The organism is Thermostichus sp. MS-CIW-23, from assembly GCF_054059455.1.
Genome location: NZ_JBSSCC010000040.1, coordinates 1 through 25465, shown reverse-complemented (window position 1 = coordinate 25465; position 25465 = coordinate 1). Strand labels below are relative to the sequence as shown.

Sequence of the window (25465 nt, the reverse complement as noted above, 5' to 3'; positions counted from 1 at the left end):
TTGGTTGACCCAGTTCAACGCCTGCACAAAGGCATCCAAGGTCGCGTCCAACTTTGCGGCCTGCGACTGGGACACCTTGAGCTTACAGGAGACGGCCAGGACTTGGGTCATGGTTCTATCGTAACTTCCGCATTCCTCCCGACACTGACCCTACGGGTACAGTGCGGGGCTCCTGCGATTTCTAGCTGAAATTTTGCGCTCCTTTAGCAGGGATCCCTCGAAGTTCTTTGCCGCTATCTGCCGTTTTGGCCGCAAACTGAAGAGAGCACCTTGGTTGCCGTTGCTGCGAACGCCTGAGGTGCCTGTGTCTTTAGATCTCAAAGAAAGCTTAAACAGCAAAGCTCAAAAGATCCATTGGACTCCATTCCGCTTACGCAAACACTAGAAATCATGGGATCCCGTTCACCGCGTCCAGCCCGGCCCATCCGTTCCGGCCGCTATCCGGCCAAAGAGCTGTGCAGCCAGTGCGGCCTCTGCGATACCCGCTACGTGGCCCACGTCAAAGAAGCCTGTGCCTTCTTGGACCAGCAACTGACCCAGTTGGAAGAACAGACCCACGGGCGATCCCGGGAATCGCTGCGCTCAGGATCCCTTGCCGTCACTGATACCGATTACTTCGGTGTCTACGAGGCGATGTACACAGCCCGCAAGCGGGATCCGATCCCGGGGGCCCAGTGGACGGGCATTGTCAGCAGCATTGGCATGAAGGCCCTCACCACTGGCTTGGTGGAAGGGGTGGTGTGCGTGCAGGCGGATGAGCGGGATCGCTTTCAGCCACGGCCCATCCTGGCCCGTACCCCCGAAGCGGTCTGGGCGGCGCGAGTTAACAAGCCAACTCTTTCTCCCAACTTGTCTGTGTTGGAGCAGGTGGAGCAAAGCGGCCTCAAGCGCCTATTGGTGATCGGGGTGGGCTGCCAAATTCAGGCTTTGCGGGCGGTGGAAAAAAAACTGGGCCTGGAGAAGCTGTACGTGTTGGGCACGCCCTGTGTGGACAATGTCAGCCGTGCCGGGCTGCAAAAGTTTCTAGAAACCACCAGCCGCTCCCCACAGACGGTGGTGCACTACGAGTTTATGCAAGACTTCCACATCCACTTCAAACACGAAGATGGCTCGGTGGAAAAGGTGCCCTTCTTCGGCCTCAAGACCAAAGAACTCAAGGACGTGTTTGCCCCCTCCTGCCTCAGTTGTTTTGACTATGTGAATGCTCTGGCAGATCTGGTGGTGGGCTACATGGGATCCCCCTTGGGCTGGCAGTGGCTGCTGGTGCGCAATCAGCGGGGGCAAGAGCTGTTGGACTTAGTCTGGGAGGAGCTGGAAACCCAACCGGTGATCTCGCAGGGATCCCGGAGGGCGGCAGTGCAGCAGGGGATCCCTGCCTACGACCAAGCCCTGAGTTTGCCAATGTGGCTGGCTCGCCTCTTGGGGGCGGCAATCCAGCGCTTTGGGCCGCGCGGCCTGGAATATGCCCGCTTCTCCATCGATTCCCACTTCACCCGCAACTACCTCTACGTGCGCCGCCACTATCCCCAGAAGTTGGAGCAGCACGTGCCCCCCTTCGCCCGGCGGATTGTGGAGCAGTACCAACTCCCGCAAGACTGAGGCTCAGCAGTAGCGGATCCCAGCTTCCGCCCAGCGATCGATAGCCTGACCTATGCGCTCGCAATCGGCAATTAGGCTAATCCGCACGTAGCCCTCTCCTCCCTCTCCAAAAGCGCTGCCGGGGGTTACGACCACGCCTGTAGATTCCAGCACCCGCAGGGCAAACTCCGTCGATCCCTCAGGGGTGCCGTCGGCAGCGCGGGGGGTAGGGATCCAGAGATACATCGTCGCCCGTGGCGGCTCGATCCGCCAGCCCAACTCCGCTAGGCGGCCGATCAGATAGTCGCGCCGGCGGCGGTAGCGCTCTTGTACCTGCTCCAGGTAGCTATCCGGCAGGCGCAGGGCAGTTTCGGCGGCCTTTTGGATGGCGGCAAAAATGCCGTAGTCGAGATTGGTTTTCAGGGTGCGCAAGCTCTGGATGATCTGGCGATTGCCCACCACAAATCCCACCCGCCAGCCGGCCATGTTGTAGGTTTTGGAGAGGGTGTGGAACTCCACTGCCAAGTCCTTGGCCCCTGGGATCTGCAGCAGGCTGGTGGGCCGGTAGCCGTCAAAAGCCAGCTCGGCATAGCACAGGTCGTGCACCAGGATGAGATCGTAGCGGCGGGCAAACTCCACCACCTCCTCAAAAAAAGAGCGGGGCGCAACTGCCGCCGTCGGGTTGTTGGGGTAGTTAAAGTAGAGCACCCGCGCTTGCTGGGCCACTTCCGGCGGTATTTCTTGCAGGTCAATCAGCCACCCTTTCTGCGGGCGCAGCATCATCGGGTAGATCTGCCCCCCTGCGATCATGGGGCCGCGAAAATGGGCTGGATAGGCAGGGCTGGGCACCAACACCAGATCTCCGGGATCCACATAGGCCAGAGCCAGGTGGGTCAGCCCCTCTTTGGATCCCAGCAAAGGCAGCGCCTCTCCATTGGGATCCAGCTCCACCCCGTAGCGGCGCCAGTACCAATCCGTGATCGCCTGGCGGAAGCTGGCCGTGCCCTCAAAGGGCGGGTAGCCGTGGTGGGCGGGATCCGCAATGGCCGCCTGCGCCGCCTCCACCACCGGCTGTGGGGTGGGACCATCGGGGTTGCCCATGCCCAGATCGATCAAATCCAACCCCTGCTGGCGGGCGCGGGCCTTCAGCTCATCCAAGCGGGCGAAGACATAGGCGGGCAGCTTGTTCAGCCGCTGGGCGGGAACGAGAGCGCGGTTCATGGCAAGAATGGGGAAGGGGCACAGCCGGTGCCTGATGGGAGGATAGGTACCTAACTTACCGCCAGACCTGCATCCAAAGCAATGATCGAGATTGGCGGCTTTGGGCATCCGGGATCCCGAACAGCTAGGATAGATATCCCAAGTTATCGACGAGCCAACAGTGCCCCTACCTCTTGTGGCCATTGTGGGCCGCCCCAACGTGGGCAAATCCACCCTCGTCAACCGCATGGCGGGGGTGCGTTCGGCCATTGTGCACGATGAGCCCGGCGTGACCCGGGATCGCCTGTACCAGGAGGTGGAGTGGAACGGGCGCCGCTTGCGGGTGGTGGACACCGGCGGCCTGGTTTTTGGCGACGACAGCGAATTTCTGCCCCACATTCGCCAGCAAGCGATGGCAGCCATGGCCGAGGCGCAGGCCGTGATCTTCGTGGTGGATGGCCGAGAGGGACTGACACCCGCCGATGTAGAAGTGGCCGATTGGCTGCGCAAACAACCCCTGCCGGTGGTGGTGGCCGTAAACAAGTGCGAGTCGGGGCAGATGGGCCTGGCTCAGGCAGCAGCCTTTTGGGAGCTGGGGCTGGGGGATCCGATCCCCTGTTCCGGCATTCATGGCAATGGGGTAGCCGAGCTGTTGGAGGCGGTGCTGGCTCACTTGCCCGAAGTGACCGAAGAAACGGTGGGTGAGCCGGATCCCATTGCCGTCTCGATTGTGGGACGGCCCAACGTCGGCAAATCCAGCCTGCTCAACCGCCTGGTAGGATCCGAGCGGGCCATCGTCAGCCCCATTTCCGGCACCACCCGCGATGCCATCGACACCGTGGTCACCTGGGAAGGGCAGCCCTATCGCCTCATCGATACCGCCGGCATCCGCAAAAAAAACCGCGTGCAGTACGGCATTGAGTTCTTCAGCATCAACCGGGCCTTCAAGGCCATCCAGCGCTCGGATGCAGTGCTGCTGGTGATCGATGCTTTGGAGGGGGTTACCGAACAGGATCAGAGGCTGGCCGGGCGCATCGAAGAAGAGGGCCGCGCCTGCGTTGTCATCGTCAACAAGTGGGATGCGGTAGAAAACAAAGACACCTATACTATCAACGACTTTACCCGCGAAATTCGCGACAGGCTTTACTTTATCGAATGGGCGCCGCTCCTGTTTGTCAGCGCCCTCACCGGGCAACGCACCCACAAAATCTTTGAGCAGGTGAATACCGTGGTGGCCGCCCACCGCAAACGGGTTCCCACCGCTGTGGTCAACGAAGTGCTCCAGGATGCTCTTGCCTGGCAATCGCCCCCCACCAACCGCCAGGGCAAGCAGGGCAGAATTTACTACGGCACCCAGGTGGCGGATCGGCCCCCCACCTTTGTTCTGTTTGTCAACGATCCCGATTTGTTTAAGGATAACTACCGCCGCTTCCTGGAAAAGCACTTCCGGCAAAACCTGGACTTTACCGGTACCCCCATTCGCTTTCTCTGGCGCGGCAAATCCGAGCGCTTGGTTGGGCGGGCGGTGCGAAAATTGGAGAGATCCCTGACCTCTCGTTAGGCCCTCTGGTCTACTGAAAGCCTATGGCTGTGGATCCCAACGTCAAAACCCTGGTTGACAACCGTCGCGCCCGCTTCGAGTACGACATCTTGGAGACCTATGAGGCCGGGATCCAACTGACCGGCACAGAGGTGAAATCGATACGAGCGGGCAAAGCCAACCTGCAAGACGCTTTTGCCCTCTTTCGGGATGGGGAAGCCTGGCTGCACAATCTGCACATCTCCCCCCATGACACCGCCAGCAAAGTGTTTAACCACGACCCTACCCGCCGCCGCAAGTTGCTGCTGCACCGCCGCGAGATCGACCGCCTACGGGGCTTGGTGGAACAAAAGGGCCTGACCGTGGTTCCCCTCAAGCTGGTGCTCAACCGCGGCTGGATCAAAGCCCATCTGGGCGTGGCCCGCGGCAAAAAGCTCCACGACAAGCGGCAGGCAATCAAAGAGCGGCAAACCCAGCGGGAGATTCAGCGGGAACTGAAGGAACGATAAATTTCTCCCTGAGCCCCTGCTGGCTTCCACGTCGTTTGCCAAGCGCCTTTTTGTATTCTCAGATACAGCGATCTGCAGCGGGATCCCGATGATGGATGTAGTCTTCCGGCTTTGGATCCCTGTTCTGTTGGAGCTGCCTGTGAACTGGAATCTTACCCGCGCTTTTTCTCCCTCGAGAGGCTGGGCTATTGGCCTGGCAGTCGCCGCTCTACTGGGATCCACCCCCACAACAGCGCAAGAGACCTTCAAAGTGGGCATGGTGCTGGTGGGGCCGATGCAGGATGGCGGCTGGAGCCAGGCCCATGTGGAGGGCAGCGAATATGTCAAGGCCAAGTTGCCCGGTGTCGAGTTTGATTACCTGGATAAGGTGAACCCGGCGGATCGGCCCAATGTGCGCGCCTCCCAGGTGGCGGATGACATGATCGCCCGAGGGGCCAAGGTTATCATCTTTACTTCTGATGACCACAAAGACGACGCGATTGAAACGGCCCGCAAGCATCCCGAGATTGCGGTTATCCATGCTTCTGGGGACATGGCCTGGAAGGAGGGGAAAAATTACATCGATCTGCCCAACTTGGCCAACATCATGCCCCAGATGGAAGCGATGCGCATGGTGGCTGGCTGTGCTGCAGCCCTGGGCTCCGAAACCGGCAAAATTGGCCTATTGGGACCTCTGATCAACGATGAAACCCGCCGTTACGCTGCTGCTGCTTACTTGGGGGCCAAATACTGCTGGGAAACTTACCGAGATCGTCCTGAAGAGTTGCAGTTCCGGGTGACCTGGATTGGCTTCTGGTTCAACATTCCAGGGGTTACCTTGGATCCAAGCAAGGTTGCCGATGACTTTTACAACAGCGGCTTTGATGTGGTGATGTCGGGGTTGGATACGCCGGAGGCGGCGGTACAAGGCAAGCGGGCTGCTGAGGCCGGAAAACGAGTGCGCTACACCCACTACGGCCTGGCCAGCGGTTGTAACTTTGCGCCCGAAATTTGCCTGGGGGTTTCCTACTACAACTGGGGGCCAGGATACAAGCAATTGATCGAGGCAGCTCGCGCGGGCACCTTCGAGAGCCAATTCCTGCGTCCGCCCATCGACTGGTCGGATATCAACAACCCGGACACGTCTTCGGCGGGGTTCATTATGGGAGAAGCCCTGGAGCCAGAAGATAGGGCTAAGTTGGAGGAGTTCATCGCCGGCTTGGGGAATGGCAGCATTCAGCTCTTCAAGGGGCCACTCAACTTTCAAGATGGCACGCCCTTCTTGGCTGAGGGGGAAGTGGCCAGCGAGGTCGAGATTTGGTATCTGGGCCAGTTGCTGCAGGGCATGGAGGGAGCCAGCAATTAGGAGAAAATGTTTCATGCTCCGGGTAGGGGGAAGAACCGGTCGGTTTCTTTCACCCGCTGACACCAGGCTCGGATCTGGGGAAAGGGCTTGAGGTCAAACCCGCCCTGCTCCGCCACATGGGTGTATGTGAAAAGGGCGAGATCGGCGATGGTGTAGCGGTTGCCCACAAAAAACACCTTCCCCTGCAGATGGCCTTCCATGATCTCCAGCGCCTCTGTTCCAGATTTCAAGTTCTGGGCGATCACGTCAGCATGGGCCTCTGCTTGGCCGGCCCGCACCCAGAAGCGAGTGGTGGCGATGTAGCGGGCAATGCGGGTTTGTTCAAAAAGCAACCACTTCAAAATCTCGGCCCGTTCCAACTTGTTTTGGCCGTAGAGGGGGGTGTCTTCTGCCAGGTAGACCAAGATCGCGGCGGACTCGGCCAAGACCGTTCCATCTTCCAGTTCCAAAGCCGGGATCTGGCCCAGGGGGTTTTTGGCCAGGTACTCGGGGCGGCGGTTTTCTCCGGCCCTGGAGTTGACTTCAACCGTCTCATAGGGGATCCCCAATTGCTTGAGGAGCAATTCCACTTTGTAGCAATTTCCGGAGGTTGGGATCCCGTACAGTCGCAACATTGTGGTTAACCTCAGCCCAAAGCACCTTACAAAGAACTTCGTCCTAACAACGCCAACGGCAACCCAATCAACAAAAACCCTCTGTCCCTAACACTTTTTTAGCTAAACCGCCGAGAAGCCCCGCCCTCTGTCCGTAGGACGTATGGCCTACGGCCCGCTGAAGCGAACGCGCTAGCGGCGCGGAGCGCTTGGGACGGGATGAGAGGCGGGAGTACCTTGGTTTTCAATGTACTGGCGCAATACCGAGACTGTTACCCCACCACATGAAGCGATGAAATAAGACTCGTTCCATAGCACATTTTTTCGGTATATCTTGCTGATGTAGTCCGCAAACTCGCTTCTCATCCTGCGACTAGAGACGGATTTGATGTTGTTTACCAATTTGGACAGATCTATCTGCGGATAGTACTGGAACAGCAGATGAACATGGTCTGCCTCGCCGTTGAACTCAATAAGTTTACAGCCCCACTTTCGGCAGAGGTCATACATGAATCCATGTAATCGCTGCAGCATTTCGCCGGTAAATACCTTGCGACGGTACTTGGTGGTTAAGACCAAGTGTGCCTTCAAATCAGATACAGCTCTGCCGCTGGAAACGAAATCATGCTTCATGGCTGGTGACGTACTCCCATCACTGACCCTACAGGTACAGCGTGGGCTTCTCGCTTCAAAGTGCTACGCACCGCTGACACGAACGGGGAGCTACTGCAAGAACCCTCTGCGAGCAGACACGGGATGCCCCACCGCGTAGTTGCACCAGATTCCGGCAACGCCGTTTTGTACAACCATGTTGATTATAGTGATTATAGTACAGAATATATCCGCCTTTCATCCCGATCCTCCTGCTGTTGCAGAGAGTGCGGGGCTTCCCGGCGAGCTAGCTAATCTCTGCTGGCGCTATAATCAGTGTAGCGGTTTCTGAGCACGCTTAAGATGAGGACTGCCTATCAGTACCGCCTACGGCCTACGCCCAGTCAAGTTGTCCTGATGGAGCAATGGCTGGAGCTGTTGCGCAAGCAGTACAACTATCGGTTGGCAGAGCGGCTTAACTGGTGGGAACAAAACCGCTGTGATATAAACGCCTGCCCCTTAATCTGTCATTTGCCTGAGCTGAAAGACAGGCCGGATGTCTACTCCCAAAAACGAGACTTGGTGAATACCAAAGCAAGGTTCCCCGAATACCAAGCAATCCATTCGCAAGTCCTGCAAAACTGCATAGAGCGGGTGCACAAAGCATTCGACCGCTGGCTGAAAGGCGACCGTAACGGCAAGAGAGCAGGAAGGCCGAGATTCAAAGGGGCGGGCCGGTATCATTCCTTCACCTTTCCCCAGATGAAGCAGGACTGCCTTCAGGGGAAGTTCATTCATCTGCCCAAAATCGGAGCAGTAAAACTGATTCAACACCGTCCTTTGCCTGACGGGTTTGTTATCAAGACTGCCACTATCACCCGTAAGGCTGATGGGTGGTATGTGACATTAAGCCTGCAAGATGCATCTGTCCCTGAATTAACCCCCGATTCGCCAACATCAGAGAACACGATAGGGATCGACATGGGGCTGGACTCCTTTTTGGTGACCGATACAGGGGAGTCCGTCCCAGTGCCCCAGTATTACCGCCGCGCCCAAAAGCGGCTGGAGAGGCTGCAGCGGTCTTTATCCCGCAAGCAGAAAGGGTCAAACCGTCGTAAGAAAGCCTTGAGGCGAGTGGCCAAGGCGCACCTCAAGGTGGCCAATCAGCGTAAAGATTTCCACTACAAAGTAGCCAAGAAGCTGGTAAGCAAAGGGAAGCATATTGCGTATGAGGCGCTCAACACCAAAGGCATTGCTAGAACCCGACTAGCGAAATCCATCTATGACGCTGGGTGGGGGCAATTCCTGCAAATTCTCGCAGTCAAGGCTGAAAGAGCTGGACTGAGGGCGATTGCAGTGGATCCAAGAGGCACGAGCCAAGACTGTTCTCAGTGCGGTCAAAAAGTACCGAAAACCATTCGAGACAGATGGCATTCTTGCCCGCATTGTGGACTGGAACTAGGCCGAGACCACAACGCGGCGATAAACATCAAATACAGGGCGGTGGGGCATCCCGTTCTCAAAGCTCAGGAAATGTCCTTTACAGGAGTCACTGAGAAGCCCGCACTCTCTCGCTTTAGCGGCGCGGAGCGCTTTGCGTCAGCATGAGTGCGGGAGCATGTCACCAGCTTTGTTCTTCCAACTCCTGCATCTGCCGGCGGTATTCCCGCCCAAAGGCTTGCAGCAACCCTTCTGCATGGGAAAGAGGCCCTGCTTCATAGGCACGGGATCCCACCCCTTGCTGGGTGAGCTCGCACAGGTGCCAATCCTGTCGATTGGTGCGATCCCACAATTCCACCACCTCGCTGGGATCAAAACCATCCAGCGCCAAGGTCTCCGGCTCAAACAGCCAATCGCAGACAACCCGCGTCCGGTCGGATCCCTGGGGCCACAGAGTGTGGGTCATGACATAGTCCGGCTGCAGGCTCAAGAATAGATTGGGCATAAGGGTGTAGTAGTAGGCCCGCCGTTGGTTCTCGCCTCGCACGGTGGAGATCAGGGGCAAGCTGCGTTGGCCACTCATGTTTAGGCTGGTCACATCTGGATTGAGCAACATGTAGCCGCCCAAAAAGGGGCCTTCCATCAAGTCGTTGCGACCACTGCGAGCCGGCGAAAGGCGGGCCAATTCTGGGTGAATGAGCGGGCAGTGGTAGCACTCAGAGTAGTTTTCAAACAGCAATTTCCAATTGGCTTGAACGTGGTATTCAATACGATGGCCTCGCCGCAAAGCAGACAGGTTCCACTCTCGGAAACGACCTTGCAATGGGGCAAAAACCTCATCGAAGGGCTGAGGATTGCGGCTGAGGTTGACCCAGACGAAGCCTTCCCATTCTGCCAAGGCAGCGGAGTGGAGGGGATAATCTTCACGGCGAAAGTCTTCCACCTCGTGCATCTGGGGAGCCGCCAACAATTGTCCATCCAGCCCATAGCGCCAGGCGTGGTAGGGGCAAGGGATCCCATCGGCAAAATGGCCTTGGAGCTCGCTGCAGAGTCGGGTTCCTCGATGGCGACAGTGGTTGAAGAAGGCATGGGCTTGCCCCTTGGGATCCCGTACCAGGATCAGGCTTTCTCTGAGCACCTGCACCTGCAAAAAGTCTCCGGGTTGGGCCAGATCGGCACTGCGCCCCACGCAGAACCACTGCCGATAAAAAATCTGCTCAATCTCCGCCTCAAAGCGGCTGGAAGAAACATAGTAGTGGCCAGGCAGGGTGCGGGCGCCCGGTTGAACAGTAGCGGGATAGAAAGCGGTCATGGGGCAAAGCAGCGATAAGAAAAACTGCTGTGGGACTCCAGAGGCTTTGCTATCCAAGCTAACGCAGGGATCCCATCCGGCATCTATTCCAAGCAGATCCAAGGCATTTTTAAGGCATTTTTGAAGCATTCCCCCCAAGCACGCTGTGCTGCTCGCGCGAATACCCCAGTCTCCTACCCACAAGGGGAGAGGGGGGCATAAGAACTCCGTCCTGCTGACGCAAATGGCTTATTCCCGCTAGGGGGGCGTAGCGCTGTAGCCCAAGTCGCGCAGAAGGTGCTCAGAGCGCCGCCAGTGGGGCCGCACCTTGACAAACAGCTCCAGGTACACCTTGCCCAGGATCAGCTTTTGAATCTGCAGGCGGGCTGCCTGGCCGATCCGCTTGAGCCTTTCCCCCCCTTTGCCAATGAGGATCCCCTTTTGCGAGTCCCGCTCTACATAGAGGGTGGCCAAGATGCGGGTGACGTTGGGGGTTTCTTCCACCTGGTCGATGGTCACGGCCACGGAATGGGGCACTTCCTCGCGGGTCTGCAGCAGCACCTGTTCTCGGATCAGCTCCGCCATGATGAACCGCTCCGGCTGATCCGTCACCAGATCCGGCGGGTAGTAGTAGGGGCCGGTGGGCAGCAGATCGATGGTGGCTTGGATCAGGGGTGTCAAACTGCTGGGATCCAAGGCAGACACCCAAACGACAGGAGCGCCGGGGCGCAGGGCTTGGTAGCTCTCCTGGTGAGCTTGGCGCACGGCAGCATCCCGAGGAAGCAGATCCGCTTTGTTGCAGACGATCAGGCAGGGGGAAGCAGCAGGGATCCGCTCGGCAATAAAAGCATCCCCGCGTCCTGCCGGCACCGATCCATCCACCACGAAGAGGATCACGTCCACAGCGGCAATGGCTGCCTGGGCGTTGTGTACCAAGATTTCCCCCAGGCGGTGGTGGGGTTTGTGGATGCCAGGGGTATCCACCCAGATGATCTGGGCTTGGGGTAGGGAGAGGATCCCCTGCAGGCGGTTGCGGGTGGTCTGGGCCACGGGAGAGGTGATGGCGACCTTTTGTCCCACCAGGGCATTGAGCAGGGTGGACTTGCCCACATTGGGCCGCCCGATCAGCCCCACAAACCCCGACTTAAACCCCGGCGGCGCAGCCGGGATCGCAGACAGTTCCCCACTGCTGACACGACCGGGCGCCGATTCCCCTTCTGCTGCAGCAGCGGAGGACTCTGTCCCGCCGTCGCCAATGGATCCCTGTCCCTCAGGGGAGGGATCCCTCCCGTCTGAAGGAGAATGGGGATGTCCGGCGCTCTGCTCTCGTAGCTCTTGTGACATACTCCCATCGCTGACCCTACGGGTACAGCGTGGGCTTCTCGCTTCATCGGGGAGCCTACGCAAGAACCCTCCACGAGCAGACACGGAATGCCCTACCGCGTAGTTGCACCAGATTCCGGCAAAAGCCGTTTTGTGCAACTACTCCCATCATACACCATGTGGGGGTATCTGTATCCCGACACTGACTCTACGAGTACAGTGCGGGGCTTAGCTACCCCCACACCCCGACAAGCTAAAGGCTCTGTCCCGCTGTCGCGAACGGCCATAACTTTCACCCAACCTCTAGCGGATAGAGTAGGCTGCTGAGGCGGCAGGCAACTGCAAGGATAGGGATCCCAGCGGGGCCAAGGTGGTGCCGGGGTAGTAGAAAGCCAGGATTTGTGCCGCGTTAAACCCCTGCCGAGCCAGGGTATAGGAGCCGTACTGGCTCAGGCCCACCCCATGGCCAAAGCCGCCACCGATGAAGCGATAGCCTGCCAATCGCTCCCCTTGTTTCAGAGGCTCTATCCGAAACAGGGTGCTGTACAGGCGAGGAAAAGCCAAGCGTACCTGATCCTTGCGCAAAAGAATCGAGCGGATCCCTTCTGCCGTCTGCAAGTCCAATTGCATCACCTGCACCCGGCCACTGGCGGAGCGCTCCAGGATCTGCATCCCCGCGATGCTGCTCCAGGTGGGCATCGGGATCCCCAGGTAGTCTTGGCCGGCCCGCAACTGGGTGTTCAGCTCCTCCAGAGATAGGGAGAACTCCCAGCGGAATAGGCGGGATACCCCTGCTTCGTTGAAGCCCTCTCGCTGGGCCAAAAACGCCTGGAAGCTGCTCTCCTGTCGCAAATCCAAGGGCTTACCCGGTTGATGGGCAATATCCGCTTGCGGGCGTAGGTAGGGGCGCGGATCCCCGTCCCAAACATCTTCAAAGGCCGCCGAGACGCCACCGTTGGTGGAAGAATAAACGGCATCCACCAGCTCGCCGTTGTAGGTGAGCACCAGGCCACTGGTTTGGCGAATGGCCTCGTCAGCCCGCGGGTGGGTTCCGGTCAATCCCTTGTAAACCTGGCAGTGGGTATTGGCGCAGAGCTGATAATCGTCAACCTGAAAGCGGTGGAGGTTCTTGAGGGCGTAGGTGCGCGCCAGGATCGCCTGGGCAGCCATGGCGGCAAAGGGAGCCCCCGACCCCACCTCGTGGGGAACTACCCCCCGCAAATAGGTTTCCAGGGGCACGGCGTTGACTACGGTGTAGCTGCCGTAGGCATTGGGCTGAAAGGTGATGGATCCGGCATAGTAGTGGTCGTTCACCCGTAGATAGCCGGCATCAGAGGTCACCCTGAGGCGGGTGCGGTGGTAGCGAAAGTGTTCATGGATCCAGCTCAGCTCCGCCCGTTCTCGCCGCTCCTGCACCTCGAGCCGCACATGGGGGATCCCTTCTTTCTGGGCATACTGCTGAATCTGGGCCAGTTGTTGCGGGGTGTAGGCGCGGTTGGCCCACACCTGCCATTCTTGCGGCTGGGCGATCTCGGTGCTGATGCCCAGAGACTGCCAATGGTTGGCATTGGCCTCGGCACTCTCAAAGCTTTTGTGGCTGCTGAGGATTAGACGGTATACGGTTTCCGGGGTGGTCAGGGCGCGATTGACAATGCCGATGCTGACCCGAGGCGTTCGCTGGGTCTGGGTGCTGCCGTCTGCTTGAGGGAATTCCAGGGTGAGAAGGGATCCCGTCGGCGCCGCCAGCTCCACTTGATCCGTCTCAGAACGGCCAAAGCGTTGCAAAATGCCTATATGCAGGATTGGGTTTTCGGGGGTGGCCGCCGTGGCAAAGGTCTCTTCGCCAACGCCGGTCGCGTCGGCGGCATGGAGCGCCAAGGCCGTCAGCAACAGGCCCAAGCCGGAAATGAGGGTGCTCTGCTTGCAGGACGAAGTCCTTGAAAACCGGCGAGGTTTGGCAGTGGGAGGCTGACAACTGGCCATGGCCGCTTTATCCTAAAACACACCCTGTCGATTTTACCCGCATCTTTTCTGGCCCACCTGCAGTGGTCGCGTTAGCGGTGCGGAGCACCATGGATGCTTTTCCTCGCATGTCTGTTCCCGACGACGGGTTCCCAATCGCCACGGCGGGACGCCGCCCCTCTTTGCACAAGGGATCCGGCTGGAGGCTGGGCTGGGATCCCACCCGTTCCCCTTTTGTTGCCCTGGTGGGGGGAGAAGCCTGGGCGCTGGAGCTCACTCAGGAGGAGTGGCAAGCGTTTGTGCAGGGGGTGCAGCGCCTGCAGCAGGATATGGAGGCCATCGCCTCCCAACTGATGGCGGAGGAGGGCATTACGCTGGAGCAGACTTGCCCTGCTTTGACGTTGATTGCCAGCGGCAGCGCCACCGCCTGGGGCCTCTACGTGCAATTGCATCAAGGCCGGCGCGGAGAAGGTTTTTGGCCTGCTGATGTTGTCCCTGAGCTATGCCAGGCCCTCGCCCAATGCTTTCAGGAAGCTCTCTAGCCCCCTGAAGCCTGCAGTCTGGATCCCTGCCCAGGGTTTTTGGGGCGAAGCTACAACCCCTTGATTCCCTTCAGCGCCTGAGAGAACCGATGGATCTGCACCATCTGCACACTTACATTCGTCCCCAACAGCTTGAGGACTTGACCGCATGGGATCCCGGCTGGAACTGGCTGGCCGGGGGGACTTGGCTCTTCTCACAGCCGCAACCCCACCTGCGGGGACTGATCGATTTGCATCCTCTGGACTGGAACGAGCTGGAAATCAGTGCAGAAGGGTTAAAACTGGGGGCAACCTGTACCTTCCAGCAACTGTTGCAATACGATTGGCCACCCCATTGGCCAGGGATCCGCGCCCTGTGCGAGGGAATGGCATCTTTGGCCTCTTTTAAGGTGGCCCACTTGGCAACGATAGGGGGAAATCTCTACCTGGCCCTGAGTGTCGGTGTCGTAGCACCCGTGTTGATCGCCCTTGAGGCCACCTACACGCTGATCGATCTGCAGGGATCCCTGCGCCACATCCCCGCTCAGGACTTTCAAACCGGCCCCCAACAAACTCTGCTGCAGCCGGGCGAAGCCTTGCGATCCATCTGGATCCCGGCCCAACGGCTGCGCGGCCCCAGCACCTTTCAGCAGCTCGGCATCACCCAAACGGATCCCGCCTTGGTGATCGTTGCCGGATCGCGCGATCCCGACTCAGGCGATTATCGCTTCGGACTCAATGCCGCCCTTTCGCCCCCACAACTGATCCAGATGGGATCCCGGCCCGATCCAGAACATCTTCCCCAACTTTTGGCAGAGCAAGCCCACGGCTGGATCGCGGATTTTCAGGCCAGCGCCCTCTACCGCCAACGCATGAGTGAGGTATTGATTCGCCGCTGTATAGACATCTTGGGCTAATCGGGGTATTGCCCCATCCCAACAGGGGGCTGAGAACGACGTACTCATCCTGCCAAAGCTCCCGCCGCTCTGAAAGTAAAGGTTTTAGGCGTGGGTCAGTGCCCCAGTTTGAATCGAAATGACCATAAGTCTGACATTCCCGTCCATAGGATTGAGATAGCCACAGGCAAAAATTCATCTGTTGCTGTTCCAAAAATGGGTAACACATAAAAGTTTGGGGCAGTAGCAACTGGCAGTGCCACCCCACAGACAACCGCGAAAATAGTTCACAGTGAACCCAGCTTTATCTGAGCTTAAAACTTGAGGCCAGTTTATAAAAAACTTACCCACAGTTGATAGCCAGTGAGGTTTTGGATTCAGGAGTTCGCGTGATTTGACAGGGAAAGTTTTGGATCCGCAAAGGGTAACCTGAAACCAAGGAAAGGCTGGAATACTGGGGCAAGCTCTTTTGGGTTTAGCTAAGTGCCTGATTTCTCCCGAAGCGGGACTGGAACTGCTATGAGTCGGTTTTCCCCTCATGAAGTGTATCTCCGGAGAATCCTCTTTCGTCTGGCCACTGCGGCTCCTTGTGGCATGACATTGATCGAGTTGCTGGTGGTCATCGTGATTGTCGGTACTCTCTGCGCGGTGGCCATTCCCAACCTGCTCAACCACATTCGCCGCTCCAGAGTTGCTGAAGCCCAAACAGCTTTGGCGACCATTGGCCGCGCTTCAGAAATCTTCCGCATGGATTTTACGGTTTATCCTTCCAGCTACGCCGATATTCAATTCGGAGGGATCCACGGGGATCGTTATCTGCAAGATCCCTGGCAAGCCCCCAACTATCGTCTCCCCGAAGTTGTTCCTCCCACTCCTGGCCCAGCTGGCATGCGTTGGATGACGGAGTCTCACACCTACACAGCTGCTGGTGGGAATCCCCTGCGCTGTGACATCGGCCTTGGGGATCGCCAGCAAGAGGTTTTGGTCTCCGGCTACAACCTACACAACTCCTGCAACCTCTATCGTTGACCTGCCCAGGCAGGAGTCTGGCGGCTTGAGGAAGCGGGACTGGGCGGACTTGAACCGCCGACCTAGCGCTTAGGAGGCGCTTGCTCTATCCATCTGAGCTACAGCCCCTTGTCGAACATCCTACTGCTCTTAGCCCCCATCTCAGATTACAGCCCTTTTGCAGATGAGGTGATACCCGACCAGTTCTCATCATGCCCCAACTGGGTCTGGCGTTATCGGTTGTGTTGTTGACATTGACCTGCTAGACATCTTCTGTGATGCTAAGAAGTGTTAAGCTAAGGACTTGGATCCCAAACCGAGGTCAGCCCTATGGAATCCCTTTCTGATCCCTTCGTCAATCCCCCCATTTACTCTGCCATCGCCTTATTCAGCTTTTTTGCTGTTATCTTTGGCATCATTTTCAAGGACAATTTGGAATACCAGGTGGCCCTTTGGCAGCTTAACCGGGATAGCCAAGCGCAAATTCGCTACCGCACTCCTGGGGTGATCCTCACCTACAGCCTCTGCTGTCTGTTTACCTCTGGGTTTGTGGCCGCGTGTCTGAACGTGTTTGGCCTGTCTATGGCCTTGGCCGCCTGCGTCGGTGGGATCCTAGTGTTGAGCACGGCAGGCTTGGTGTGGTGGCAGTTGGGATCCCTGATGGCTCTGTTGGCTGCCGGTGGATCCCAGGCCATCGATATTGACTCTTACGGAGCAGGGGCCATTTTGGATTCTGAGGCGGCAGCACCCCCCGAGGGAGAATAGGATCTTGGAGTAGTCTTACCCCATGCCCTGGTCTAGCTGGATCAGCTGGATCCAGAAGAGCGTGCCTACAGAGTAGAGAAAGCTTAAGAAGTTTCTGGCCAACTTGTTAAAACGAGAGAACAAGTGCCAGCTCAGCTTTTGAAAAACGCCTCTTTCTGTAAAAAATTACAAATTATAGTCATTCCAAACTAGACTGGGACACTCCCCAAGCGTTCCGCCTCGCCTCCGTGACCGCTCCCAGAGGAGAGGGGAGCTAGAAAGCAATACAACGGAAATGTTTCATCCCTGTTTAAAATGACTATACTGGTTACAATCTCTCGCCACCCTCCTATTTTTCCCAGAAAAAATTACCACTTGACCCCTCTATCCTTTTCCTTTACTTAGGCATTCTGGCTTCACTTGACTTCAGCTTGCTAGCCTTGCCTTGATGCAAAATAAGCAACGGAAAAAGGCTACCACTTAAGCAAGTTGAAGCTCTCCATATCGATAGTGGCGCGGTTGCGGTAGATCCCCAGCACGATGGCCAAGCCCACTGCGGCCTCGGCAGCCGCCACAGTGATGACAAACACCGAGAACACCTGGCCGCGAATCATCGCTGAATCGACAAAGTTGGAGAAAGCCATGAAGTTCAGGTTCACCGCATTGAGCATCAGCTCAATCGACATCAGGACGCGAATCGCATTGCGGCTCACAATCAATCCGTAAATACCAATGCAGAAAAGAATCGCTGCCACCACCAAGAAAAACTGCAGTTGCAACATCGCGATGAGCTCCATGTAGATACACAATGACAGGGGCCTCGGGAAAGCTCTAGGTTTTATGGCCGAGAGCAGTCAGCTTCAACGGGTGCTCACCAGCTCTGCCGGTCGTTCTGACTCTGATTCCAGCTGGGGTCGGGCCCGCTCCAGCAAGCTCAGATCCCCTTCTCCGGCTTGGGGAATGACAAACTCTCGACGCGCCAGCACAATAGCACCGATCAGAGCCATCAACAGCAGGACAGAGGCCAGCTCGAAAGGCAACAGATACTCCCTGAAGAAATGCCCACCCATCACCAACACACTGCTCAAAGGTTGGATCGGCTGCAGCGGCCAAGGGGTGTTCAAAGCCATCGCGGCTAGAAGGGCAAACAGACCCAAACAGACCACCGCCGTCACTCCGTTGCGCAGCCAGCCCAGCTTCAGAGGAGCAAAGTTGTAGCGCCGATTCACCAACATGATGGCAAACAGGATCAACACATTAACCGCGCCGACGTAGATCAGAACTTGGGCTGCGGCCACAAAATCGGCATTCAAGAGGAGATACAACCCGGCCATGCTCAGGAAAACGCCCCCGAGCAGAAAACCGGAATAGACAATGCTGGGGGCCCAAACCACGCCTAGCGCGAAGCCAATGGCCATCGCCGATAGCACCACAAACGTAACCAGTTGTACGCCTTCTCCGAGGGTCATGAGAGATCCGTCCTTAGCCAGTTTCTATTGCTGCTCCCTTACCACTGTACTGTCCTGGCGGATTTAAGAGAAGCCCGACTCCTTTTTCAGATCGATAGAGAAATCTCTAGAGTTGGGTCTCACCAACTGCCGCCCGCTCCGCCACCTCCGCTGCTACCGCCACCGAAGTCTGAATCTCCACCTGAATCTCCACCGAAGTCTGAATCTGTGTCTGTGTCGCTGAGCTCGGGGATGACCACCTCTCGCTCGCTGCGGTACCCGCAGATAGGACAGCTCAGGATTTCCAGCTTCAAGCCGCTAGAGGAATAGGTGGCTTCCCTGAGAACCTGTGTGGTGAGGTCGAGGGTGAGGGCTTGGCACCGAGGGCAGTAAAGGTGTCGGGAGAGCGTGCCTTCGCGCACAACCACAGCTATTCCTTGACAGGTAGGACAAAACCAGCCGTAGTAGCGAGCTCTGCCGCGGCTCCTGGCCAGGCGATGCTCTTGGGGAAGGTACTTATCCAGAAGCTGGGGCTGGATGAGTCGCATGGGTCGACCACAGGCTTGACAGACCACCGGCTGAAAAGGGATCCCACGCTTCCGGCCCAAGGTGCCGTCAGTGGCCATAGCAGCCACAACCGGCAGAGCGAACCCCAGCCAGTTGCCGCTGGACAATCCTAGGAACACGCCAAGGCAGAGGGATCCCGAATAGAGGAAGAGACGAATGGGGTCGCTCTGAACCGAAGAGAGCACAGCACCTATTCTTGGATCTCTGCGTGTCAGGGAGAGGACTTGTCTTCCCCCTCGCTCAGCCCTTAGAGAGACGGGCATGCGAGAGCGCTGCCACCCCAGTCCCAAAATGATGATCCCCAGCAGCAGCAGGATCCCTTCCACCAGGGAAGAATCAATGCCCTGGGCCACTGCCCCAGAAGAAGTTGCAATCGTTGAGGTGGTAACTCCAGAGGCTGCCGCAGGAACATTTGCAACGGGCTGGCCCTGCAACACCGAGGTCAACTGCCGCACCCCCGCCAGAGTGCCGCCATCAAAATCCCCATTGCGAAACCGAGGCAGGATCTGCTGGTCGATAATCTGCTGGACTCGGCTGTCGGGGAGGATAGCGACCAGGCCCCTGCCCGTTTCGATTTCCACCCGCCGATCCCCTACCGAGATGAGAAACAAAACCCCGTTGTTTTGGCCTGCCTTGCCGATCCCCCAGTAGTTAAATAGCTGCGTGGTGAAGTCTTTTGGTGTTGCATATCCCTGAGTATTCGGCACGGTAACCACTGCCATCTCGGCACTGGTGCGCTGCTCAAGCTGAGTGATAAGATGGTTGAGCTCGTTTTCGGTGCTGCTGCTGAGGATGTTGGCGGTATCGGAAACCCACCCTCCATACTGACGGCGGGGGTTGGGCACTTGTTCAAGGGTAATGGCCCAAGCGGGCTGCGGCAGCAGGGATACAACTAGCAAAACTGCCGCCCAAACTTTCGGCATGGCTTACCTGGCTGAGCGCTGCCTAGGTTCTAGCACAGCTGTCTCGGCTAGACTGGCAGTCCTTTTCCCAGGGAGAGAGGGGAGTTGGGGAACGGTTGAGACAAGCCGCTTCTTGTTGCTAGTAATTGTTAACAGCAACCGGCCCTCAGTCCGGCCAAGGGAGCCAGGCTTCTTCTTGCCATTCCACTTCAAAGCACTCCCGGGCGGCCTGGAGAAAATGTTCGATCAAAGCAGGGATCCCTGGCGCCGTGGGGCAAATGTCGTAGATACCAATCACCTGCGAGCCGGGCAGATACCGTTCCCACAGCTCTAGATTGGGTTGCAATAGGAGGGATCCCTGTTGCAGGATCCCCCAAGGTTGCCACAGTTGGGCGTTGCCCATCAGCTTTTTGCCCTGCCAGCTCAAGTCAGCACGGGTACGGGAGGCAAAGCAACTGGTCTTGTTGCGGTAGCCTGGATTTGGGGTTGGGCGGTTCTGACCATCCGTCCGGCTGGGAGCAGAAACATGCGGATCCACTTCAACGCCCAGCTCCGCCAACCCCTGCACCCAAAAGCGGCAACAGAAGTCGTACACCCAGGCCCGCTGCAAACTGGGCAACCTGGCTTGCAAGTAAGAAAGGGGCAACACCAAGCTGTAGGTCAGCTCTGCTGCATCCTCAGCCGCCTGATGGAGCACCGCCCTTCCCCCCGTGGGTCGGCGCACAATCGGGATCCCTGGCAGGGGATCTGGCCAAACCTGGTGCCGTCCCAGCGAGAGGGTAAGCTGATCCCAGCCATAAAAGCGCAGGCAGGGGTGAGGGTCATGGCGCAGCCGCTGCAGAAGCCAGGCATCCTGCTCCATTTGCCAGGCCCCAGGGGCCACACAGTAGGGGAGCCAGTATCCCTGGGATCCCATCCCGGCAAAGCCAGACCCTAAACTTTGGGAAACTCGGCCTGGAGGGGCTCATCATATTCATCGGCCAAGCTGGCCACAATGGTGATGGCCCGGGAAATTTCGCCCGCTGTGATCCCTTCCAAGGTGCGGTAGTGGTTCAGCACCACCTGGTTGTTCCAAATGCAAAAACGCGCTTCTAGGGTATCGCTCCAATTCTTCTCCAGGAGCTTCTGCATCAACTTGGCCGGTTCTGCCACCGGCAGAGAGAGAACGGGAGACCATACCAAAAGAGTGTCTTCTGGGGATTCGCCGCTCAGATGGACGAACACTTCTGCCGTGCCGTAGGTGAACTTCCAGGTGTGACCTTGCTCATGGTTTTCGTAGGCCGCATCCTCTTTGAGGCTGGAAACCACCGCCGAGACAACCTCAACGTAGCGAACGGACTCTGGAAAAACCTCTGGCGAAGGGTTAAAGGTGCTCATGAGCGGCTCACTGTAGACCATGGTCTTCCCCCTATTCCCTATCCAACCACCTCAACTATACCGCTATACCGCCTAAGACTCCGACCTACCCGGTCATCGCTTTGGGATCCTCAACTCAGGCGAGAATGAAACCGTTGGCAATGGTTCACTAAGTGGCCGGACAGGTGAGGGCAAGCGATCCCCCCCGCCAACTGGAGAGAGAGCCTGTTCAAAAGTCTTTCGAAGAACCTGAGGGAAGCTCTATGGAATCTCCATCTCATCTCCCCCAGAAAGCCATTGGTATTCTTGGAGCCCTGCCCGAGGAAGTGGCCATGCTCACCGCAGCAATGGAAACCTGCTCCATCCATACCCATCTGGGGCGACAGTTCCACCAGGGATCCCTGGCGGGGCAATCGGTGGTGGTGGTACAAGGCGGAGTGGGCAAGGTGCGGGCGGCAACCACGGCGGCTCTGTTGGTGGCCCATTTCCCTTTGCAGGGGATCATTTTTACCGGTGTGGCCGGGGCCTTGGCCGATCACCTGCACATGGGAGATGTGGTGCTGGCCCATGCGGCGATCGAGCACGACTTCGGCACCGGGCGTCCAGAGGGCTTTGTTTTGGGGATCGACTTTATTCCCGAGTTGCGCCACCCCTTGGCAGAAGCCGATAGCGCTCTCTACGACCTGATCGTGGCCCATCCCGAGCGGATCCCTCTCCACCCCCTACAAGGCCGGGATCCCGTCATTCATCAAGGCTTGGTGGCCACCGGCGATGTGTTTGTGGCCGACGCAGACCTACGCCGACAAATCCGAGAACGCACCGGCGCTTTGGTTGTGGAGATGGAGGGGGCAGCCGTGGTGCGAGTAGCGCAAGAAGCCGGGATCCCTTGTTTGCTGGTGCGCTCGGTCAGCGATGCAGGGGACGATACGGATTTCTTGAGTTTTTTTCAAACGGCGGCGCTCAACTCGGCCGCAGTCGTCCGCACCATCCTGCAAAACCTGCCCCCCTCCTTGCCTTAGCCCGACTGTGGGGATCCGGGGATCCCCTTTCCCAAGGAAGAGTTGGGCTGGATCGCGTTGGCGTCAGTTGTTCATCTCCCGCTCCAGCTTGGCCATCGAGATCTGGCTTTCTAGGCGGGAAATGCCTTCGCGAAGGGTTGCCACCTGCGCTTCAACTTCATCCAAAGATTTGCGAACCGCTTCTGCTGCGCTCATGTGCTGGTTGCGCCGAACCAAAGCCTCGCGGGCAAGGTCATCCTGGTTCTGTTGGCTGGCTTTCTCAGCCCTGACAAACCAATCTTCGGCCTTTTGCAAAATTTCGTCGTACCGCCGTTCCAGTTGCTTGCGACTGGCCAGGGTTGTGGTGAGGCTGCGCTGCAATTGTTTCAGATCCCGCTCCATCTGCCGGATGCTCACCCTCTGTCGGCTGGGCTTTCTCCACAGCACTTTGCTCAGACCCACCACCACCACTGCGGTAGCAATCCCCACACCCGCAGCTGCCGCCGGATTTTCACGAATCAAAGAACCATCCAAAACATTGACCCCCGCAAAGGCCGAGGTTTGTGTGGCCGTCTCCCGAAACTCCCAAGGCATCACCGGATTGCGTTGCTGCCAGAAGCCTAACCGCGCCGCTTGGGCCGCCTCTTGGGCTTCTAGGTAGCGTTGCCGATTGGCCCCGTGCAAAAAGCGCTCGTAAACCACCGCCTGACCCTGGCGCAACATCTCCAAATTCACCAAACCATCGGCGTTGTACACCTGGGCAATGTGAAGCCCTTCCGGTGTGACATAGAGGGTATCCACCTGCACCAGGGATCCCGTCGGGAGCAAGTTTTGCAGAGCCTCTTGGGATAGCTTCCCCCAGCGCCCTTGGGTCAGCTCCGGCGCATCCACATAGGCCAGACGGAAACGGGTTGGCCTGCCGTTCAAGTCCGCCCAGAAGGTATCCCCATCCACCACCGACCGCACCCGGGCCGTCCCGGAAGATTGTGCTGCCGCCGGAAGAACAAGCCAACTGCCCGAAAGGACAGCCACAGTCATCAGAAGGGAAGTTCTTGAGGTCATGGGGGTCACTCCTATTGTGCAGAACAAGAACAAAAGTTAAGAAATAATAAGATAGGGAAGTTTCGGGAACCAACCGGAACCCCAGACCGTCTCCAGGACTTGCTACGGGGCTGGCCACTGTTTTCGCATTGCAATTTCTCATTGCAAAGTCAGCAGGGCCAGCTACTCTCCACGTGAGAGAGGCAAACTTTTCCAGCGGATTCCAGCGGAAAGCTGCGGCTCTTGAAGAGTCGGCCCGTTGGGTTGGCTTAATTTGGGTTAGAGTTTAGCTCACCTTTTGGGGCAACGTCACAGCCCTAAGGCGCAATCTTTGTCCCCCGGATCAAATCACAGGCGCAAGCGATAGGGTTCTTCGTCGGGGAAGTCGAGCAGAGGAGGGGGCAGGATCTCGATCTCCCCCGTAGGCAGCGTTTGCAGCACGGTACCCAACTGGACCAGTTGTTCCAGGACGTACAGGCGGGTATCCCGGTCGGTGGTGGAGTTATACACGCTCAGCCAAACATCGAATTGGGAACGGCGGCTGAGGGGGCTGCGGGCAATGTTATCCCCCAACTGGCGAAATTCATCTCCAGGCAGGCCCACCTGCTCTCGCCAGGCAGCGGCTTGGTAGTAGTCATTGCGGCCCGCTTCCGCGTCCCCCAGAAACATAAAGTTAAGTAGAGCACGATCCACGTAGAGTCGCCAGGCATCAGGGTTGTTTTGGGGGTTGAACTGCTGCAAGCCGCGATCCAAAACCTCGACGGCTTTTTCCGGCTGGCCGGCCCGATAGGCCAACACCAAACTAGAGAGCCGGTAGCCCAAGAGGAAATGGGGATCCAGCCGCAGCATGTGGTCGAAGTAGTCGTAGGCCAGGCCATAGCCAGTCAGGGTGCGAGCCGGTGCATCCCCGTAGTACTGGATCAGCTCCAGCCACAGCCAGGAAGCCCCCAAGTTACGGTAGCCCAGCCACCCCAGCGTATTGGCCAGGGCAATGTTGCGGTTTTTGCGGGCCTCGGCATTTTCCAATTCTCCCAGATTGATCCGCTCCAGCATCGGCAACTGCAGCCGCACCACCAGGATCCCACACAGAAACGCCCCCCCAACGGCGGCCAGAGTGCCTGCCAGGGAGAAGCGAGAGCGACGACGGGGCAGGGAAGCAGCAGTCATGGCAAGTTCTTCGCGGATCCCTGAGGCTGTCGCGACCAGGGCTACACTCAATCATAAATTGAACCGTTGAGCCTTTCCCCTGCCTATGGCCAGCTCTGCCCTCTCCGCTTCGGAACGAGCCTTGAGCCTTTACGAGGCTCTGCCCTACCCTAATGTGCCCCTCTCGCAGACGGCCCGCAACGCCCTGCCGGAGATGTTCAAGATGAGCTACACCACGGCTCAGTACCTGCGCACCCATGCTATCGTCCCGCCAGAGGGCAAGGTTTTGTTGAATGCCGGCTGTGGCTCCGGTTGGGAAACGTTGATGATGGCCGAGGCCAATCCAGGGGCCCAGATTGTTGCCTGTGATCTGTCTCCGGCTTCGGTCAAGCTTACCGAGGAACGCCTGCGCCACCACGGCTTCACAGATGCCGAATTTTATGTCCTCAATCTGCTGGAGCTGGATCGCCTGGGGATCCAGTTTGATTTCATTAGCCTCAATGATGTTTTGTATTTGCTGGAGGATCCCACCGAGGGCCTGCGGGCCATGAAAAATGTCCTCAAGCCCGATGGCATCATCCGGGCCAATCTCCACAGCCGCTACCAACGGCAGGTGTTTTTCCGCCTGCAAGAGGGGTTGCAAAAGGTGGGGCAATTTGACGTTCCGCCAGCAGTAGGGGCCAAGAATGTGCGGGAGTTCATGGGATCCCTTCGGGAAGAAGTGGCCCAGGCGGTGTTCTGGAACCCGGCCAACTATGCCGAAGATGCGGCCATTATGAACAACTACCTACTCTCCAACGACAAGGGGTTCACGATCCCCGACCTGTTTCGCATGTTGCAGCAGGCGGGGTTGAGCTTTTTGAGCTTGGTGGATAGGCCCGACTGGTCGGTGGAGTCTTTGTTTAAAGAGGTGCCTGAGTTTGTGCGGCAGCGGTTGGCAACCCTCAGCATCATGGAGCGGCTGCATCTGTATGAACTCCTTCGCCCTGTCCATCGCCTCATCGACTTTTGGGCGGAGCATGCCGGCTCTTCGCCGGTGCTGCCTTGGAGTGACGAAGATTGGCTGTCGGGATCCGTACAATTCAATCCCCTGTTGATGGACAACCCCCGCTTTCGCCAGGAGTACAGCAAAGCCCTGCAAGAGAAGCGGCCCTACGAAATGCAGTGGACAGGGGCCACCCACGGGCGGATCAGCATCCCTGCCGAGAAAGTGAGCTGGTTGGCGCCACTGCTCCAAGGACCAACGCCGGTTCGAGAGCTGATTCAACAGGCCGTCCAGTTGGGATCCCCAGATGAAGAACGAACAACCGCTGAGGTGCTGACCTTCCTAACCAACCTAGAAGACTTTCTTTTTTTGATGCTGCAATAGGCAGCTGATACATTTACGCTGAACACTGCTGAACATCACTGTTCAACTATGCAGCGATAGCATTCTGTTTGTTTCCAACCAGAATGGCGGTATCCCG

Annotated in this window: 24 protein-coding genes and 1 tRNA gene; 11 read left to right on the top strand and 14 right to left on the bottom strand. The window is 57.9% G+C overall.

All coding sequences use genetic code 11. The annotated features are described in order from the left end of the window. The first annotated feature begins 390 nt into the window (after nucleotides 1-390). A complete protein-coding gene (locus ACVW0B_RS12115) occupies nucleotides 391-1599 on the top strand; it encodes a Coenzyme F420 hydrogenase/dehydrogenase, beta subunit C-terminal domain (RefSeq protein ID WP_414390782.1) in 1209 nt (402 codons plus the stop codon). Between the two features lie 3 nt (nucleotides 1600-1602). On the opposite strand, the gene ACVW0B_RS12110 is transcribed toward ACVW0B_RS12115, so the two are convergent. Next, on the bottom strand, nucleotides 1603-2799 hold the full coding sequence (locus tag ACVW0B_RS12110; protein ID WP_414415961.1) for an aspartate aminotransferase: 1197 nt from the start codon (nucleotides 2797-2799) through the stop codon (nucleotides 1603-1605). A gap of 160 nt (nucleotides 2800-2959) precedes the next feature. Between ACVW0B_RS12110 and der the strand changes: the two genes are divergently transcribed. The 3 genes from der (at nucleotide 2960) to ACVW0B_RS12095 (ending at nucleotide 6172) form a co-directional block, all read left to right on the top strand. After that, entirely contained in the window at nucleotides 2960-4339 is a 1380-nt protein-coding gene (gene der, locus ACVW0B_RS12105) for a ribosome biogenesis GTPase Der (RefSeq protein WP_457491794.1), read from the top strand. A gap of 23 nt (nucleotides 4340-4362) precedes the next feature. Next, nucleotides 4363-4827: an SsrA-binding protein SmpB gene (gene smpB / locus ACVW0B_RS12100; protein WP_011432891.1), complete on the top strand. Its 465-nt coding sequence runs from the start codon at nucleotides 4363-4365 to the stop codon at nucleotides 4825-4827. 88 nt (nucleotides 4828-4915) lie between these two features. Continuing rightward, complete coding sequence (locus tag ACVW0B_RS12095) at nucleotides 4916-6172, top strand: BMP family lipoprotein (protein WP_457491793.1); 1257 nt, start codon at nucleotides 4916-4918, stop codon at nucleotides 6170-6172. Nucleotides 6173-6183: 11 nt separating this feature from the next. Here the strand turns inward: ACVW0B_RS12095 and ACVW0B_RS12090 are convergent, their stop codons facing one another. Together ACVW0B_RS12090 and tnpA are read right to left on the bottom strand one after the other, a co-directional pair. Then, nucleotides 6184-6786 (bottom strand): glutathione S-transferase family protein, encoded by a 603-nt coding sequence (locus ACVW0B_RS12090; RefSeq protein WP_414409419.1) that lies wholly within the window; start codon nucleotides 6784-6786, stop codon nucleotides 6184-6186. 171 nt (nucleotides 6787-6957) lie between these two features. Beyond that, nucleotides 6958-7398, bottom strand: coding sequence for an IS200/IS605 family transposase (tnpA, locus tag ACVW0B_RS12085; protein ID WP_457491792.1), 441 nt, complete (start codon nucleotides 7396-7398; stop codon nucleotides 6958-6960). Between the two features lie 321 nt (nucleotides 7399-7719). On the opposite strand from tnpA, the gene ACVW0B_RS12080 reads away from it, so the two are divergent. Continuing rightward, complete coding sequence (locus tag ACVW0B_RS12080) at nucleotides 7720-8964, top strand: RNA-guided endonuclease InsQ/TnpB family protein (RefSeq protein ID WP_457491791.1); 1245 nt, start codon at nucleotides 7720-7722, stop codon at nucleotides 8962-8964. Nucleotides 8965-8977: 13 nt separating this feature from the next. Here ACVW0B_RS12080 and ACVW0B_RS12075 read toward each other — a convergent pair whose 3' ends face one another. The 3 genes from ACVW0B_RS12075 to ACVW0B_RS12065 all read right to left on the bottom strand — a co-directional run bounded on the left by ACVW0B_RS12075 (nucleotide 8978) and on the right by ACVW0B_RS12065 (nucleotide 13393). Beyond that, nucleotides 8978-10108: an aromatic ring-hydroxylating oxygenase subunit alpha gene (locus ACVW0B_RS12075; protein ID WP_414351202.1), complete on the bottom strand. Its 1131-nt coding sequence runs from the start codon at nucleotides 10106-10108 to the stop codon at nucleotides 8978-8980. A 237-nt stretch (nucleotides 10109-10345) separates the two neighbouring features. Then, entirely contained in the window at nucleotides 10346-11431 is a 1086-nt protein-coding gene (era, locus tag ACVW0B_RS12070) for a GTPase Era (RefSeq protein WP_457491790.1), read from the bottom strand. A gap of 282 nt (nucleotides 11432-11713) precedes the next feature. After that, nucleotides 11714-13393 (bottom strand): SpoIID/LytB domain-containing protein, encoded by a 1680-nt coding sequence (locus ACVW0B_RS12065; protein WP_457491789.1) that lies wholly within the window; start codon nucleotides 13391-13393, stop codon nucleotides 11714-11716. An 89-nt stretch (nucleotides 13394-13482) separates the two neighbouring features. Here ACVW0B_RS12065 and ACVW0B_RS12060 point away from each other — a divergent pair, with 89 nt between their 5' ends. The 3 genes from ACVW0B_RS12060 to ACVW0B_RS12050 all read left to right on the top strand — a co-directional run bounded on the left by ACVW0B_RS12060 (nucleotide 13483) and on the right by ACVW0B_RS12050 (nucleotide 15818). After that, nucleotides 13483-13914: a DUF1818 family protein gene (locus ACVW0B_RS12060; protein ID WP_414382812.1), complete on the top strand. Its 432-nt coding sequence runs from the start codon at nucleotides 13483-13485 to the stop codon at nucleotides 13912-13914. Nucleotides 13915-14003: 89 nt separating this feature from the next. Next, nucleotides 14004-14810 carry an FAD binding domain-containing protein gene (locus tag ACVW0B_RS12055; RefSeq protein ID WP_457491788.1) on the top strand — a complete coding sequence of 269 codons (807 nt, stop codon included), beginning with the start codon at nucleotides 14004-14006 and terminating at the stop codon, nucleotides 14808-14810. 573 nt (nucleotides 14811-15383) lie between these two features. Then, nucleotides 15384-15818, top strand: coding sequence for a type IV pilin protein (locus tag ACVW0B_RS12050; RefSeq protein ID WP_414407625.1), 435 nt, complete (start codon nucleotides 15384-15386; stop codon nucleotides 15816-15818). Nucleotides 15819-15852: 34 nt separating this feature from the next. Here the strand turns inward: ACVW0B_RS12050 and ACVW0B_RS12045 are convergent. Continuing rightward, nucleotides 15853-15926 (bottom strand) — tRNA-Arg (locus tag ACVW0B_RS12045). 201 nt (nucleotides 15927-16127) lie between these two features. Here ACVW0B_RS12045 and ACVW0B_RS12040 point away from each other — a divergent pair. Next, complete coding sequence (locus ACVW0B_RS12040; protein ID WP_011432900.1) at nucleotides 16128-16562, top strand: hypothetical protein; 435 nt, start codon at nucleotides 16128-16130, stop codon at nucleotides 16560-16562. A 452-nt stretch (nucleotides 16563-17014) separates the two neighbouring features. Here the strand turns inward: ACVW0B_RS12040 and nuoK are convergent, their stop codons facing one another. From nuoK to ACVW0B_RS12015, 5 genes are all read right to left on the bottom strand, one after another. After that, a complete protein-coding gene (gene nuoK, locus ACVW0B_RS12035; protein ID WP_414328814.1) occupies nucleotides 17015-17320 on the bottom strand; it encodes an NADH-quinone oxidoreductase subunit NuoK in 306 nt (101 codons plus the stop codon). An 81-nt stretch (nucleotides 17321-17401) separates the two neighbouring features. Further along, on the bottom strand, nucleotides 17402-18010 hold the full coding sequence (locus ACVW0B_RS12030) for an NADH-quinone oxidoreductase subunit J (protein WP_457491787.1): 609 nt from the start codon (nucleotides 18008-18010) through the stop codon (nucleotides 17402-17404). A 119-nt stretch (nucleotides 18011-18129) separates the two neighbouring features. After that, on the bottom strand, nucleotides 18130-19479 hold the full coding sequence (locus ACVW0B_RS12025; protein WP_457491786.1) for a TPM domain-containing protein: 1350 nt from the start codon (nucleotides 19477-19479) through the stop codon (nucleotides 18130-18132). A gap of 145 nt (nucleotides 19480-19624) precedes the next feature. Further along, nucleotides 19625-20374 (bottom strand): lipoyl protein ligase domain-containing protein, encoded by a 750-nt coding sequence (locus ACVW0B_RS12020; RefSeq protein ID WP_457491785.1) that lies wholly within the window; start codon nucleotides 20372-20374, stop codon nucleotides 19625-19627. Nucleotides 20375-20391: 17 nt separating this feature from the next. Then, nucleotides 20392-20856 (bottom strand): YbjN domain-containing protein, encoded by a 465-nt coding sequence (locus tag ACVW0B_RS12015; protein WP_011432906.1) that lies wholly within the window; start codon nucleotides 20854-20856, stop codon nucleotides 20392-20394. A 221-nt stretch (nucleotides 20857-21077) separates the two neighbouring features. Here ACVW0B_RS12015 and ACVW0B_RS12010 point away from each other — a divergent pair, with 221 nt between their 5' ends. Beyond that, nucleotides 21078-21833 (top strand): 5'-methylthioadenosine/adenosylhomocysteine nucleosidase, encoded by a 756-nt coding sequence (locus ACVW0B_RS12010; protein ID WP_414373278.1) that lies wholly within the window; start codon nucleotides 21078-21080, stop codon nucleotides 21831-21833. Nucleotides 21834-21896: 63 nt separating this feature from the next. Here the strand turns inward: ACVW0B_RS12010 and ACVW0B_RS12005 are convergent, their stop codons facing one another. Further along, nucleotides 21897-22850 (bottom strand): PspA/IM30 family protein, encoded by a 954-nt coding sequence (locus ACVW0B_RS12005; RefSeq protein WP_457392067.1) that lies wholly within the window; start codon nucleotides 22848-22850, stop codon nucleotides 21897-21899. 351 nt (nucleotides 22851-23201) lie between these two features. Next, nucleotides 23202-24020: a hypothetical protein gene (locus ACVW0B_RS12000; protein ID WP_457491784.1), complete on the bottom strand. Its 819-nt coding sequence runs from the start codon at nucleotides 24018-24020 to the stop codon at nucleotides 23202-23204. Nucleotides 24021-24105: 85 nt separating this feature from the next. On the opposite strand from ACVW0B_RS12000, the gene ACVW0B_RS11995 reads away from it, so the two are divergent. After that, complete coding sequence (locus ACVW0B_RS11995) at nucleotides 24106-25368, top strand: class I SAM-dependent methyltransferase (RefSeq protein ID WP_457491783.1); 1263 nt, start codon at nucleotides 24106-24108, stop codon at nucleotides 25366-25368. Nucleotides 25369-25465 lie beyond the last annotated feature (97 nt).